This is a genomic window from Gordonia sp. IEGM753 (assembly GCF_050321825.1).
GTDB lineage: Bacteria > Pseudomonadota > Gammaproteobacteria > Pseudomonadales > Pseudomonadaceae > Aquipseudomonas.
This window is the reverse complement of record NZ_JBNQGB010000001.1, coordinates 1,125,027-1,139,712: the sequence shown is the minus strand read 5'-3', so window position 1 is coordinate 1,139,712 and position 14,686 is coordinate 1,125,027. Positions and strand designations below refer to the sequence as shown.

The 14,686-nt window shown below is 59.0% G+C and carries 10 protein-coding genes; 4 read left to right on the top strand and 6 right to left on the bottom strand.

Annotated features, from left to right (window positions below; all coding sequences use genetic code 11):
• Positions 1–111 precede the first annotated feature (111 nt).
• Positions 112–1,518, top strand: coding sequence for an MFS transporter (locus ACQR3R_RS05270; RefSeq protein WP_428270957.1), 1,407 nt, complete (start codon positions 112–114; stop codon positions 1,516–1,518).
• 29 nt (positions 1,519–1,547) lie between these two features.
• Here the strand turns inward: ACQR3R_RS05270 and ACQR3R_RS05265 are convergent, their stop codons facing one another.
• Positions 1,548–1,877 (bottom strand): hypothetical protein, encoded by a 330-nt coding sequence (locus ACQR3R_RS05265; protein ID WP_428270956.1) that lies wholly within the window; start codon positions 1,875–1,877, stop codon positions 1,548–1,550.
• 183 nt (positions 1,878–2,060) lie between these two features.
• Here ACQR3R_RS05265 and potE point away from each other — a divergent pair, with 183 nt between their 5' ends.
• The 3 genes from potE (at position 2,061) to ACQR3R_RS05250 (ending at position 6,400) form a co-directional block, all read left to right on the top strand.
• Positions 2,061–3,470, top strand: a complete 1,410-nt coding sequence (gene potE / locus ACQR3R_RS05260; protein ID WP_428270955.1) for a putrescine-ornithine antiporter — start codon at positions 2,061–2,063, stop codon at positions 3,468–3,470.
• The gene (locus tag ACQR3R_RS05255) at positions 3,467–5,752 is read left to right on the top strand and encodes an Orn/Lys/Arg family decarboxylase (protein ID WP_428270954.1); all 2,286 of its coding nucleotides are present in this window, start codon (positions 3,467–3,469) and stop codon (positions 5,750–5,752) included. The genes potE and ACQR3R_RS05255 overlap by 4 nt, the downstream gene beginning before the upstream one ends.
• A gap of 246 nt (positions 5,753–5,998) precedes the next feature.
• Positions 5,999–6,400 (top strand): hypothetical protein, encoded by a 402-nt coding sequence (locus ACQR3R_RS05250; RefSeq protein ID WP_428270953.1) that lies wholly within the window; start codon positions 5,999–6,001, stop codon positions 6,398–6,400.
• 40 nt (positions 6,401–6,440) lie between these two features.
• On the opposite strand, the gene ACQR3R_RS05245 is transcribed toward ACQR3R_RS05250, so the two are convergent.
• The 5 genes from ACQR3R_RS05245 to ACQR3R_RS05225 all read right to left on the bottom strand — a co-directional run bounded on the left by ACQR3R_RS05245 (position 6,441) and on the right by ACQR3R_RS05225 (position 14,599).
• Positions 6,441–8,873, bottom strand: a complete 2,433-nt coding sequence (locus ACQR3R_RS05245) for an MMPL family transporter (protein WP_428270952.1) — start codon at positions 8,871–8,873, stop codon at positions 6,441–6,443.
• 24 nt (positions 8,874–8,897) lie between these two features.
• Complete coding sequence (locus ACQR3R_RS05240) at positions 8,898–9,974, bottom strand: YCF48-related protein (RefSeq protein WP_428270951.1); 1,077 nt, start codon at positions 9,972–9,974, stop codon at positions 8,898–8,900.
• A 136-nt stretch (positions 9,975–10,110) separates the two neighbouring features.
• Positions 10,111–11,475, bottom strand: a complete 1,365-nt coding sequence (locus ACQR3R_RS05235) for a DUF1329 domain-containing protein (RefSeq protein ID WP_428270950.1) — start codon at positions 11,473–11,475, stop codon at positions 10,111–10,113.
• Between the two features lie 32 nt (positions 11,476–11,507).
• Positions 11,508–13,307: a DUF1302 family protein gene (locus ACQR3R_RS05230; protein ID WP_428270949.1), complete on the bottom strand. Its 1,800-nt coding sequence runs from the start codon at positions 13,305–13,307 to the stop codon at positions 11,508–11,510.
• 242 nt (positions 13,308–13,549) lie between these two features.
• The gene (locus ACQR3R_RS05225) at positions 13,550–14,599 is read right to left on the bottom strand and encodes an AraC family transcriptional regulator ligand-binding domain-containing protein (protein ID WP_428270948.1); all 1,050 of its coding nucleotides are present in this window, start codon (positions 14,597–14,599) and stop codon (positions 13,550–13,552) included.
• Positions 14,600–14,686 lie beyond the last annotated feature (87 nt).

Genomic DNA, 14,686 nt, shown 5'->3' with positions numbered 1-14,686 from the left:
TGGCGTTTGCTGCACGTAATAACTGTAAGCCGTGCGTCTTGCGCCATATTAGGCGCGAGTTTAAGTTTTCGACAGTGCTGCCACGGGCGCGGCTGATCGGGGAACAACGCCATGAAAACGGTTATTGCAGGTGTCGAGAGTGGGCCGCACACACCGTCAGTTCGCGGGGCCTTGGTAAGTCTTTCGCTTTGCACGTTGCTGTCATCGCTTGGGACCAGTATCGCCAATGTCGGCCTGCCGACGCTGGCCGACGTTTTCGGTGCGTCCTTCCAGCAGGTGCAATGGGTGGTCATCGCTTACCTGCTGGCGATCACCACATTGATCGTCAGCGTAGGACGCCTCGGCGACACCATCGGCCGGCGACGTTTGCTGCTGAGCGGCATTTGCCTGTTCACCGTGGCCTCGACACTGTGTGGCGTGGCGCCGACGCTGGCACTGTTGATTGGCGCCCGGGCGCTACAAGGTGTGGGCGCCGCCGTGATGATGGCGCTGACCCTGGCGTTTGTCGGCGAGACGGTGGCGAAAGACAGAACCGGCAGCGCCATGGGTTTGTTGGGCACGATGTCGGCGATAGGCACCGCGATGGGTCCCTCGCTGGGTGGCGTGTTGATCGCGGGGATGGGTTGGCGAGTGATTTTCTTGATCAGTGTTCCACTGGGTCTGCTAACGCTGGCGCTGGCGCATCGCTGTTTGCCCGCAGACCGCCCGATGTCCGGAACGCCGTTCGCAGGATTTGATTGGCTGGGCACATCAGTGCTCGCGTTGAGTCTGGCGTCCTATGCATTGGCGACGACTCTGGGACGCGCTCGTTTCGGCGTACTCAACCTGGGGCTGTTGGTGCTCGCTGCCGTCGGGGCCGGGTTGTTCGTGCTCACTCAGGCCCGCACCGCCCGCCCGTTGCTGAGCCTGGCACTGTTGCGCGATCCGGTGCTAAGCGCCAGCCTGGCCATGAACGCGCTGGTGGCGACCGTGATGATGGCAACGCTGGTGGTCGGGCCATTTTACCTTGCACAAGCGCTGGGACTTGATGCCGTTCGAGTGGGTTTGATACTGGCAATCGGGCCGTTGGTTGCAGCGCTGATGGGCGTGCCGGCCGGACGTATTGCCGACCGCTTGGGTGCACAACGCATTACCCGAGCGGGGACAGTGATGATGGCGATCGGGTGCGGTGCGCTGGCGCTGGCGCCGGACGCGTTGGGCATCGGCGGCTACGTGGTTGCGATGGTGGTGCTGACGTTTGGCTACGTGCTGTTCCAGACAGCTAATAACAGCGCCGTGATGGCCAACGTGGCAACCGAGCAACGTGGCGTAATCTCGGGCCTGCTTAACCTGTCACGCAACCTGGGCCTGATCACCGGTGCTTCGGTGCTGGGAGCCGTATTCGCGTGGGCCGCGAACGCCGTTGAGCTGACCTCGGCACATCCCGCCGCAGTCGCCAGCGCCCTGCACATCACGTTTGGCGTGGCGAGCGGACTGACCGTCGCCGCAGCGCTGATAGCGCGCTGCAAACGTGAATAGCGGTGCCTGGCGAGTCGACCTCAATCGTCCTATCTACGCGCCATTTTGTAGCGCACGCAATCTTCGTAGAAGCTCTGACGGATGGCCGCCGGTTTGATTCGTGATGGGCTGTCGTAGGTTTGCTCGGTGATGCCCATGGCCATCATGTGCATCCATGGCTTGCTGAACTTGTAGGTGTGCAGTTTCTGACGCGCGGCATACAACGACACACCCGCCAGTTTCAGTTCCTGTGCTTTCGCCGCCGTGCCCGCCCCCCAACTGCACATGTATTTATCGTTTGCTACCAGTTGTTTCGCCTCGACCGACGCTGCAACGCTCGCCAGCCCGCAAGACACTAGCGTGATCAACACAGTCCGCATTTGCATTAGATCCTAACCAATTGAATATAAATTGATTTTGGTCAATGTTCGGACGTTTGGGGGCCAGCATAATGCCTTGACTGGCTTTTGAGAATATTTCTCGTTACCAGCAATACATTTCTTGCTACATTTCAATCCTTAGCTATAGCTAAGACTCTCAATGTTCTTAAGTGGGGCAACGGAATGTCAGTCGCAAAGAAAATGACAGTGGGGCAACTGACAATGTTGACGGCCGTCAACATGTTGGGCTCAGGCATTGTGCTACTACCAACCAAACTCGCCGAAGTCGGCGGTATCTCGATTCTTTCCTGGTTGATCACGGCGACCGGGTCGCTTGCATTGGCCTACGCCTTCGCGCGTTGCGGGATGCTCAGCCGTAAAACCGGGGGCATGGGTGGTTACGCGGAATACACCTTCGGCAAGGCTGGCAACTACCTGACCAACTACACCTATGGCGTTTCGCTATTAATTGCCAACGTGGCAATCAGTATTACGGCGGTCGGCTATATACAGGTGTTGTTCGACGTCAAACTCGATTCGCTGCAAGTAGGCCTCGCAACTATCGCCTTACTGTGGATCACCACATTTGCCAACTTCGGTGGCGCGCGAATCACCGGCAGGATCGGCGCCGTTACCGTGTGGGGCGTTATCGCGCCCGTGGTGCTGGTATCCACCATCGGCTGGTTCTGGTTCGACAGCAGTGTTTACGCCGCTGGCTGGAACCCGCACAACATGGGCATCTTTGAAGCGGCAGGCGCGTCGGTGGCCATCACCTTGTGGGCATTCCTCGGGCTGGAATCGGCGTGCGCCAACACCGACGCCGTAGAGAACCCTGAAAAGAACGTACCCATCGCGGTACTCGGCGGCACCCTTGGCGCGGCGGTGATTTACATCGTCTCCACCAACGTTATCGCCGGCATTGTCGACAACCCGGAACTCGCCTCCTCCACGGCGCCGTTCGGGCTGGTGTTCGCCAAAATGTTCACCCCGCTGATCGGCGATATCGTGATGGGGATGATGGTGCTGGCCTGCATCGGTTCGTTGCTGGGCTGGCAGTTCACCATCGCCCAGGTGTTCAAGAGTTCGGCAGACACCGGTTACTTCCTGCCTATCTTTGCCAAGGCCAACAAGGCTGGCACGCCGATCATCGGCATGCTGATACTGCTGGCAGGCCAGACCGCACTGGGTTTCCTGACCATCAGCCCTGACCTGAGCAAGCAGTTCGACATTCTGGTCAACCTGGCGGTGGTCACCAACCTGGTGCCGTACATCCTGTCCATGGCCGCGTTGATGACCATGCAGAAGGTGTCCAATGTGCCGGAAGGCAAGGCGCTGGCCACCAACATCATTGCCTGGATCGCAGCGGCTTACAGTTACCTGGCGTTGTACAGCTCTGGCGCGCAGGCACTGATGCTGGGCGGCGTAGCGACGATCTTCGGCTACACGCTGTTCGGCTTCGTCAACAACCGCCTGATTCGCCTTGAAGCGCTTAACAATAGCGTGCCAACACAAACCGTCAGCGCGCAGCACATCAGCGGCGAGGCAGTGCCGGTGAACAATCTGCAAAAAGCCACTCTGGAGACTCAATCATGACGGAATATAAGCACTTGCTCGGCATGCTCACGCTGTTGGTGAGCAGCCCACCGGATAAACGAACCGTCTTCGGTCGCGCCCTGAACCAACTGATCACCGATGTCGAAGAACGCTCCATCAGCGTACTGGTGTCGGAAAGCCTGAGCGACGCGACGTCGATCCTGCATTCGGACCCGGCCATTCAGTGTGTGCTGCTCAGTTGGGAAATGGACGACAGCGAAGGCCACGCGCAATGCATCAAACTGCTGACCAACCTGCGCGAACGCAATACCCGCGTACCGGTGTTCCTGATCAGCGACCGCAGTACCGCGTCGAGCATTCCGTTGGTGGTAATGCAGCACGCCGACGACTTCATCTGGCTGCCTGAAGACACCAGCCGCTTCCTCAGCGGGCGCATCATGGCTGCTATCGAGCGCTATCGTCAGGCCGTCCTGCCGCCGATGTTCGGCGCGCTGCTGAAGTTCTCCCGCACCTATGAGTACTCGTGGCACACCCCAGGTCATGCCGGTGGCACCGCGTTCCTGAAAAGTACTGCCGGGCGTGCTTTCTACGAGTTCTTCGGGGAAAACCTGCTGCGCTCCGACCTGTCGATTTCAGTCGGTGAACTCGGCTCGCTACTCGATCACAGCGGCCCCATCGGCCAGGGTGAGCGGTACGCCGCCAAAGTGTTCGGCGCCCATCGTACCTACTACGTCACCAACGGTTCATCGACCTCGAACCGGGTGATCCTGATGGCCAGCGTCACGCGCAATCAGATCGCGTTGTGCGACCGCAACTGCCACAAATCCGCCGAACACGCGATGACCTTGTCGGGTGCGATTCCGACGTACCTGGTGCCGACCCGCAACCGCTACGGCATCATCGGCCCGATCCTGCCGCAAACCCTCAGTGCCGAGGCCGTGAAGGCCGCCATCGCCAATAATCCGTTGGTGAAGGAAGGCATTGATCCGACGCCGGTTCACGCCATCATCACCAACTCCACTTACGACGGCCTGACCTACAACGTCACCCGCGTCGAGCAATTGCTCGGGCAAAGTGTCGATCGTCTGCATTTCGATGAGGCCTGGTACGGTTATGCGCGGTTCAACCCGCTGTACCGCGACCGCTTCGCCATGCACGGCAGCCCGGACGACCATGATGAATCGCGGCCAACCGTATTCGCCACGCAGTCGACCCACAAGTTGCTGGCCGCGCTGTCGCAGGCCTCGATGATTCACGTGCGCAACGGCCGCAATCCGATCCCGCACGGACGCTTCAACGAGTCGTTCATGATGCACGCCTCGACCTCGCCCAATTACGCGATCATGGCGTCGTGCGATGTCAGCTCGGCCATGATGGAGGCGCCGAGCGGGCACATCCTGACCAACGAATCCATCGAGGAAGCCATCGCGTTCCGTCAGGTCATCTCGCGTATGCACCACGAAATGCTCAGCAAGGATGAGTGGTTCTTCACCTGCTGGCAGCCACCGACCGTGCACGTTGGCGGCGCGCAAGTACCGTTCCACGAAGTAGACCCGGTGATGCTGAAGACCGAGCCAGACTGCTGGGTCCTGCACCCGAACGAGGTATGGCACGGCTTCGGCGACATCGAGGAAGGCTACTGCATGCTCGACCCGATCAAAGTCTCGGTGCTCAGCCCCGGCATGGGCGATGACGGTAACCTGCTCGACTTCGGTATCCCGGCCTGCGTGCTCACCGCCTACCTCGGCCGACTGGGCATCGTCGTCGAGAAAACCACCGACTTCACCATTCTGTTCCTGTTCTCCATCGGCATCACCAAAGGCAAATGGGGCACCTTGGTCAATGCCCTGCTCGACTTCAAACGCGACTATGACGACAACGTGGAACTGGAGCTGTGCCTGCCAGATCTGCTGTCGGCCAACGCGCAACGTTACGCCGGCATGGGCCTGAAAGACCTGGCCAATGACATCTTCGCCGCGATGAAGAAAAACAAAACCACGTCAACCATGGCCCAGGCGTTCGGCATGCTGCCCCAAGTCCAGTTCAGCCCGGTGGAAGCCTACGAAAAACTGGTGAGGAACGATGTAGAACTGGTGACGCTGGAACAGGCTGCCGGGCGGATTGTCGCCACCGGGATCGTGCCCTATCCACCCGGCATTCCATTGCTGATGCCCGGCGAGAACGCAGGGCCTGCGGACGGGCCATTGCTGGCGTATTTGAAGGCGCTGGAAAGCTTCGACAAATCCTTCCCGGGCTTCACCCATGACACGCACGGGATTGAGGCAGAGGACGGGGTTTACAGCTTGCTGGTATTGAAGTGAGGTAAATCGAGCCTGGCTTGCCAGCGATGGCGTCCCCGACACCGCCATCACCGGCAAGCCGGTTTCCTACAGGTTTTTTGTTGATACCTGAGACCGAGAATTCACCACCGATCCGTAGGAGCCTGGCTTGCCAGCGATGGCGCCCTCGAAATCGCCATCACCGGCAAGCCGTTTCCTACCGGCGTTGCGTGTTACATCCAGAACCCTATGGGCAAATCCGGTCATAGACCTCTATGATTGGAGCCCATGACCACCACGCCTCCGATTCGCCAACCCTGCCCGCCCGGTGCCTGCGACTGCGGGCGTGACCCGTTGCTGGAAACACCGGGGGCAGACGTGCGCATCTTGTTTCTGACGCGTGCCGAAGAAAAGCGCCTGATCGAACGCCTGGAAAACCTGCAAAGCCTCAGCGATCTTGAACGCCTGCAGCAGCGGATGTACCAGCAATTGGGCATTCGCGTGGACATCGTCCCCGGTTTTAACGAAGTACGAACCATGCGCGGCATCGGTATTACCATCAGCGAATTACCGGGCCTGTGCCGCAAGACCCGCCAATCGATACCGGCCGCCATTCGCCGCGGTCTGGAAAAACGCCCCGAAGTCGCCTACGAACTGCTCAACGCCAACGACCTGTTGCGCGACGCTTGAGCCGCAACGGCGCCGAGCAGTGCACTCGACAAGGTTTCACCTATCGCACTTTGCGCAACAGAAAGTGCGACAACGCAGGGATCAGCACCAAGGCACCGACCATGTTCCAGATGAACATGAAGGTCAGCAGGATGCCCATGTCTGCCTGGAACTTGATCGGCGACCAGGCCCAGGTAATCACCCCGGCAGCCAGCGTAATGCCAACCAGGGCCACCACTTTTCCGGTGAACGCCACGGCATTGCGGTAGGCCTCGGTCAGTGACAGACCGGCACGCTGCTGCGCCAGTTGCACACTCAGCAAGTACAGCGCGTAGTCCACGCCAATCCCGACACCCAGCGCGATCACCGGCAAGGTCGCGACCTTGACGCCCATGCCGAGCCACACCATCAACGCCTCGCAGAGAATCGACGTGAGCATCAACGGCACCACCGCCACCACCACCGCGCGCCAACTGCGGAAAGTGATGAAACACAAGACAATCACCGCACCATACACATACAGCAGCATGGTCCGGTTGGCCTCGCGCACCACGATGTTGGTCGCCGCCTCGATACCGGCGCTGCCGGCGGCAAGCATGAATTGGCGCTCGCCATTGCTGTGTTCACGGGCGAAGGTCTCGGCGACTTGCACCACGCGGTCCAGGGTTTCAGCCTTGTGGTCGGAGAGGTAGGCCACAATCGGCATCATCGAACAATCGTTGTTGAACAGGTCCGGGCTGCTGACCGAGGCCTGCTGCGCGCCATAATTCAGCACATTCTGATTGCGGGCGATGGTCAGCCATTTCGGGTTGCCTTCGTATGATCCCGCCGTGATCTGCTTCACCGCATTCACCAGCGACACCGTGGTTTGCACGCCCGGTTGTTGCTGCAACAGCCAACCCAACCGATCAGCCTCTACCAGGCTCTGGTATTTCAGGCAGCCTTCGCTGGGCGTCTTGAGCATGATTGCAAACTGGTCGCTGGACAGCGAGTAGTTAGCGGTGATGTAGGCGTTGTCTCGGTTGTAGCGTGAGTCTGCACGAAGCTCCGGGGCGCCAGGATCAAGGTCACCGATCTTCAGATGGTGGCTGACAACAACGCCGCCGACCGCCAACATGCCCGCGACCACCACGGCCACCGTCGCCCAGCGACGCTCGGTGAATTTGTCCAGGAAGCTCCAGACCGCGCCAAAACCTTTGCCGCGCAGCGCTTTGTTCTCGGCGCGCAAGCTGCGGGCGGCGGCTTTGCGACTGACGCCCCAGTAGGACAGCAACACCGGCAACAGCACCAGGTTGGTGAAGATCAATACCGCAACACCGATACTGGCGGTGATTGCCAGGTCCTGGATCACCGGAATATCGATCAGCATCAACACCGCAAATCCCACGGCGTCTGCCAGCAAAGCGGTCAACCCCGCCAGAAACAGACGGCGGAAGGTGTAACGCGCAGCGATCAGCTGATGCGTGCCACGTCCGACGTCCTGCATGATCCCGTTCATCTTCTGCGCGCCATGCGACACACCGATGGCAAACACCAAAAACGGCACCAGAATCGAAAACGGGTCGAGGGCAAAACCCAATAACGCGACCAGCCCCAGTTGCCAGACCACCGCAATTACCGAGCACATAATCACCAGCGCCGTGCTGCGCACACACCGCGTGAAGTAAAAGATGATGGCTGTGGCGATCAATGCAGCAGCGCCGAAATACAGCATCACCTGCATCAAGCCATCGATCAGGTCACCGACCAGTTTGGCGAAGCCGATGACACGAATCTTGATCGGGCCTTTGCCCTCCTCACCTGCAACGCGCACACGACCTTCGTACTCGTATTTGTTGCGCAGTTTTTCCTCAAGGGTTATCGAAAACTGGTGATAGTCGATCCCCTGCCCCGTGATCGGGTCTTTCTCCAGCAGCGGCACGAAAATCATGCTCGATTTGAAGTTGTTACCGATCAGGCTGCCGACAATGCCGGAACGGGCGATGTTTTGCCGTAACTGCTGCACGCTCTGCGCCGAGCCATCATAGGAGTCGGGCATTACCGGCCCGCCCTGAAAACCTTCTTCAGTGACCTCGGTCCAGCGCACTGCAGGAGTCCACAGTGACTTCATCCAGGCCCGATCGACGCCTGGCGTGACGAACAGTTCGTCGTTGATTTCCTTCAGGGCATCCAGGTAATGCGGATCAAAAATATCACCGTTACTGCTCTCGACGACCACCCGTACCGCGTTGCCCAAGCCGCGCAAAGCCTGGCGGTTTTCCAGGTAGTTCTTGATGAAAGGCTGACTCTGCGGGAGCATTTTTTCGAAGCTGGCGTTCAGCGTCAAACGCGTGATCGCACAGTAGCTCAACGCGACAGTGGCCAGCAGGCAAGCCATCACCACCCACAGGCGATGATTGAAGATCAGCCGTTCGAGGGTGTTGCCAGAACGGGCATCAAACCCCTTCAGCTCACGGATGACCGGCATTGTTTCGAGTTCGTAGTGACCCATCATGGTGTTCTCTGTGTAATGCTGGGCTTATTCGAGGGGTAACTGACGCAGGCCACGGGTGCCCGCCAGTACCAGAACATCACCCGTGGTGATTTGCGCGGCCGCCACCGGTGCCAACGTTGCAGGTGCGCGCGTCTGGAAACTCGCCCCGTCGTCGCTGCTGACCAATACATGACCGGCCTGGCTGACCAGTACGATTCGACCATCGGCCGTTACGCTAGCGGCGGTGATGTTCAAGGGCAGGCCGAGGTCGATCCGTGCCCAGTTCGCACCGCTGTCAGTGCTGCGCCAGACGTTGCCGCGCAAGCCGTAGACCAACACCACGCCAGGTTTACCGGTGATGCCGAAAAAGCTGCCGTTGTAGGGCGTGGGCATGGCATTGAAGCGGCCGCTCGGACGATCCAGTTTCATGACCAACCCTTGCTCGCCGACGACGAACAAATCGTCGCCCACCGGGCGAATCGCATAGAGATTCAGTGCACTGGGGTTCTCGGTTCGATCCAGTAGCGGCGTCCAGCGTTGACCGCCATCATCGGTGCGCAAAATCAGGTTGAAGGCGCCGACGATGTAGCCCACCTGAGCGCTCTCGAACCAGACATCGAGAAAGGGTTTGTCCGCGCCCTCCTCGACCATGCGCTGCGCCTCGGTGAGCCGCGACTGCAGCTTCTCATCGTCGGGCTTTTGCGCGAGCAGCTCTTGATAGTGCTCAAGCAGGATCGGGCCGACCTGACGCCCATCGAGTTGGCGAGTCCAGGTCTGACCGGCGTCACTGCTGTGCAGGACCACGCCGTCGTGCCCGACGGCCCAGCCTTGATCGGCACTCGGAAAGTTCACGGCAACCAGGTCCGAGCTGACCGGCACGTGCGCCTGCTGCCAGTGTTGGCCTTGGTCATCGGAGTACAGAATGTGGCCGCGCTGGCCCACGCTGACGAGTCGCTTGCCGGCCAGGGTCAACCCGGTGAGCGTCGACTGTTCCGCGATCGGGCTGGGCAGCGACGGGCTGTCGAGTACGTCGACAAACTCGCCGGCAATAACCGGGCGGGTAAATGGAACGGCGATCGCTGCCGACAACGCGGCCAGCAGAAACCATTTGATCATTGTCATTATTATTATCTCTGTGCACACCTCGGCCCCCGTGTGGGAGCGGGCTTGCTCGCGAAGGCGATGTATCAGTCGACATCCGTGTTGAATGACTTGCCACCCTCGCGAGCAATACCGCTCCCCCATTGGATTGCCGGGTTTAACGGATACCCGCACCGGCCAGCGACTCAGCAGACCATTGCGCCTTGGAGAGAGGATCGATGTACTTCAAGCCACCGTACGGGCCGTAAAAACCATTGACGTTGTAGGCCCCGGAAACCAGGTCATACAGCATGTGGTTGATGGTGTCCGGCGCTTGCACGTCGTAGCTGTAGGTCAGGTGCGAGAAGCCGCCACGGTAGAGCTGGCCGCGTGCGTCGTACTCGTCGGAGGCCAAAGCAATCCAGCTGTCCTCGTCGAGGTAGAACGTGCGTTTGCTGTAGATGTGGCGTTTACCCGGTTTAAGCGTGGCTTCCACCACCCACACCCGATGCAGCTCCCAGCGCAACAGGTCGGGGTTGACGTGGTTGGCTTTCATCACATCGGCAGCGTCTTTGTGATAACTCAGCTTGTAGGTGTTGTACGGCACATACAGCTCTTTTTTGCCGACCAGTTTGAAGTCGTAACGGTCCATCGCACCGTTGAACAAAAAGGCGTCATCGTAAGTAGCCGCACCGACAGTACCGGGGTTTGGCGTGTCGTAAGCCAGGTCCGGCGCCAGTTTCACTCGACGTTGCCCAGGCAGGTATTGCCAGGCACGGCGTGGCTGTTTCAGCGGGTTCACCGAATCCATCAGCAACAATGCTTCCCCGGCACGACGGGCGGGACCGGTGTAGGTCAACTTGATCTTGTAGAACGTCTCATCGGGAGCCACCGGGCCGACCGGGCGCGCCGCTGCATACAAGGGATATTCAATGAAAAATACGCCCGTGGAACTCAACGACGCGGCACCGGATGCGTCAACGTTCCAGGAGTCGTATTTGTTGGTCATGGCCACGCCTTGATAGCGCAGCAAGTGGTTCCACATCGCTTCGTTGCCATCGGCCGGAATCGGAAACGGTACGCCGGGCAAGACGTTTTCCAGGCCCAGGCCACCGTCCGTGGTCTTGGCGCTCAACGCGTTTTTCGAGGTGTTATCCAGCACCACTTTCGGCAGCGCTACGGTACGGTGGGTCGGGTAGACATCCAGCCGATACGTCGGATACCGGCTCAGCAGCGCTTGGGTGGTGGCGGTGAGCTTATCTTTTTGTTCGGCCAGGTTTTTGGTAGTGATCACCAGTCGCGGCTTTTCTGCCTCGTAAGGGTCCGGGCGAAATGAATCACCGGTTTTGAACCCGGCCGGAAGGGTACTCAAACCGCCGGTGTAGGCCGGAATACTGCCATCGGCGTTGGCGGCTTTATCCGCACCGACGGCGGTCAGGCTGGTGCCCAGTTTGGCAGCCTGCTCTGGGGATACGGCACCGTAAGCGGCACCGGTGATGACCAGCGACATGGTCGTAGCCAACAGTGTTTTGACGAATCTCATGGGGTGTCTCCTGTTAACGCACGGCGCTGGAATCAAAGAGTGGTTTTGAACGTGAGCGCGACCATGCCGCGATCTTTGAGCTGCGCTGGAATACCGGCAAACGAGGTGGCTTGACCGGGAGCGCACTTGGTGCCCGCAATGGCACCTTCATTCGGCGCATTGCAGGTGTCGAAGTCACCGAAGTTATCGACATACTTCAGGTCGAAGCGATACTGGGTGCGCACATCCATGCCAACCCCAATGGAGTAACTGCCGGTGCCTTTGTTGCCTCCCAGTTGCACTGAAGACTGGCCTGCCAGACCCACGTTGTAGCTGACCGGCAGGTACATATCGATGCCGGGGAAAACCTGATACCAGGTCGGGGTGAAGTTCATCCCCATGATGTAATTGTCTTTGGTGACTTTATCGATGCCGTTGTACCAGCCCTCACCTTTGAACAACTGCTTGTTCTCGGTCACGTCCAGCCAACGGCTGTAAGCCACTTCGACCAGCAATGGCGCGGTGTCCCAGACAGGTGTCGGGCCAAACGTGGTCAGGCCGTTAATCACCGCGTGCACGGTATTGCCTCGAGCGACGCCATTTTCGCCGTTGAAACTGCTGATAACACCCGGCTGCCCCGCCGCTGCAGGCGAAGGATTAACGGTGGCCACCACGCTCGACAACGGCATGTTGTGGCGATAGTTCAAGTCCATCCCGAAGCTGACCCCGGCAATATTTTTCGCCAGGCTGATGCCGTAGATGTCGATATCGTCCACGTAAAACTGGTTGTAGCTGCCAGCGAGCCCCGAGACCAATTGAGCAGGGCCGACGGTGGTGGGTTGCAGCGCAATGTTAGGCAGGATGTCGGAGGTCTTGCGGTAGTAGAAACCCATCGTGCCGTCCAGCCACGCGGGGCTCCACTTGGCCATCAAGCCAAAGTCGCCGCTTTGGTCTGGCGTGAAGGTATGACCGTTGTTCAATCGCAGGAACTGATTGGCGCCCACGGGGCCCGGCGCACCAAAAAACGGGTTGACCCCGCCGATCAGCGAAATGTCATGCCCACCATTCTGGATGCCATCGTTAAAGCCAAGGTAAGTTCCAGACTCGGGAATTCGCGCGGCATCCCAACCGAAAAAGTACTGCGCGGCCAAGGTCAGTTCAGGATTGACCGTCAGCGAAGTGGATAACTGTTTGCGTGGAATAAACAGTTCTTTGGCTTCCGTTCCCGGCACCGTCAGGGCTTTTGTCAGGTCAAGTCCCGCCTGGCCATAACTGTTGCCATGGGCGAACGCCAAAATGCTTTCGCCCCAGTAGACGTTGTGTTTGCCGAGTTTGCCGCTCAGCAACGATTCGTCACCGATTTCGGTGCTGCCGAATACAAACGCATCGAGAAACTCCGCCGATGGTCCGTTGTAGTAACGATCGACATAGCCGCTCTGATGGTTCGCCGAAGGCTTGCCATTGTCGAGTTGGTTGGTCGACGGGTTGGTGCTGCCGACACCTTCATAGGCATGGTCGTACCAGCTGTTGGCACTGACCCGAAAACCCATGTTCTGTTTGAACACAACGTCCAGCTCGGACAGCACATCAATACGCTCGGAGACCGGACTGCCGGCTGAGAAATTGCGGTTGCCGTCGTTACTGTTGTACGTGTTGGAAAGCTTGGAGTTGGCGTTCTCGACCCGTTGGGCGTAGTTGAGTTTCAACGTGTTATCGAAGCGAACCGACAGGTCATCGTTGCCGGTATCAAGCTCGACGGCCTGAACAGGCATCGTCCCCAGCCCGGCCAGAATCGCCGATGCCAGAAGCCCGCGCCGCAGATTTGGATGGCAGATCTTATTGTTGTTATTCATCTAGCGTGCTCGCCTTCTCTGTGGTTTCACGAAAAGTCATTCAAAAAAATGCCGATTCTGGTGCTGCACCCTGCTCTAAGGAATGCATGGCGAATCGGTCGAGGCTGTTGTATCGCGAGCTTTGGGTAGGTCGCCGGTCAATTGGGCCAAATCATCGGTCAGCACAACGTGGGCGCGACAAAGTGCCCACGCCGCGATGCATGGGCGTGGGTGTCATCGAAGGTCAGAGGACGAACAGAGGGTCACGCTTGCTGACGAAAATCCGTCGGGGAAAACCCGGTCCAGCGTTTGAAGGCACGGGTGAAGTTGCTGGTATCGCTGAAGCCCAGCAGGAAGGTGATTTCTGTCACCGGGCGAGAGGCCTGGCTGAGGTAGCTACACGCCAGCTCTTTGCGAGTATCGTCCAGTAACTGCTGAAAATTCGTACCACGCTGGGACAACTTGAGCTGCAGCTTGGTCGGGCTCATGCACAGGGCGCTGGCGACTTTGTCTCGCGTGCAATCCCCGTCAGGCAGGAACTCGATAATTTTTTGAGTCACGCCAGTGATCACGTCACTCTTATCGAGACGGGACAGGTAGCTGATGATGATGTTGTCATTGACCTGCGCCAATTCCGGGCACGAACCGCTGAGCGGCTGAACCAGGTCGAACTTATCGAATACCAGCAAGCTCGCGCTTTGGCTGAACAACACCGGCGCCCGGAACAATGCTTCATAAGGCCCGGGGCCTTCATGGGGCACGGGGCGGCACATCTCTACCCGCACAGGCTTGAACTCCTGCTTGTAGAGCAAACGCATGGTGCGGATCAGAAAGCCAAAAAAAGCGTCTTCGGTCTCGCTGCTGAGCTCGAGCAAGTGATCGAATCGCATCATCACCTGCCCTTCAGTCTCGGCGAAGCTGGCCTTGGCGACCTGGGATACCAACCGGAAGTAGCGCTCCAGACGTCGGCAAAAATCCATCAGCGAGCCGCTGGCGGCCAACGAATAACCCAAGGCATGCATGTGCGTCAGATGGATATGCTTGGCGACGACCAGCCCGAAATACGGGTTGTTGGTCACATCGACACAGGCTCGATACAGGCGCGTCATCGTCGCGGCCGGTAAACGGGTCATCGGGTCTGTGGACAGCGCCAGCGGAATGCCGATGGCGTTGAAAATCCGTTTGCTGTCCACGCCACTGGCGTCCAGCGCCCGGGCAATGGCGACGGTGTAACTACCGATGGTAGAAGGCTGGAGTGCTTCTTCGTTTAACGATGCTTCGGTGCCGGGCGTATCCATTTTCGAACCTGACATGGGCCTGCCTGATAGGGGTGCGAGGCGCGATACTCGCAATCGATTGTGCATCGGTCAATGCACAGACGAGTACCTGTGCCTGATGTT

Bases quoted from the DNA above. Each gene is read 5' to 3' on its own strand.
- ACQR3R_RS05270 (WP_428270957.1), top strand. From the start codon at position 112: ATGAAAACGGTTATTGCAGGTGTCGAGAGTGGGCCGCACACACCGTCA.
- ACQR3R_RS05265 (WP_428270956.1), bottom strand. From the start codon at position 1,877: ATGCGGACTGTGTTGATCACGCTAGTGTCTTGCGGGCTGGCGAGCGTT.
- potE (WP_428270955.1), top strand. From the start codon at position 2,061: ATGTCAGTCGCAAAGAAAATGACAGTGGGGCAACTGACAATGTTGACG.
- ACQR3R_RS05255 (WP_428270954.1), top strand. From the start codon at position 3,467: ATGACGGAATATAAGCACTTGCTCGGCATGCTCACGCTGTTGGTGAGC.
- ACQR3R_RS05250 (WP_428270953.1), top strand. From the start codon at position 5,999: ATGACCACCACGCCTCCGATTCGCCAACCCTGCCCGCCCGGTGCCTGC.
- ACQR3R_RS05245 (WP_428270952.1), bottom strand. From the start codon at position 8,873: ATGATGGGTCACTACGAACTCGAAACAATGCCGGTCATCCGTGAGCTG.
- ACQR3R_RS05240 (WP_428270951.1), bottom strand. From the start codon at position 9,974: ATGACAATGATCAAATGGTTTCTGCTGGCCGCGTTGTCGGCAGCGATC.
- ACQR3R_RS05235 (WP_428270950.1), bottom strand. From the start codon at position 11,475: ATGAGATTCGTCAAAACACTGTTGGCTACGACCATGTCGCTGGTCATC.
- ACQR3R_RS05230 (WP_428270949.1), bottom strand. From the start codon at position 13,307: ATGAATAACAACAATAAGATCTGCCATCCAAATCTGCGGCGCGGGCTT.
- ACQR3R_RS05225 (WP_428270948.1), bottom strand. From the start codon at position 14,599: ATGTCAGGTTCGAAAATGGATACGCCCGGCACCGAAGCATCGTTAAAC.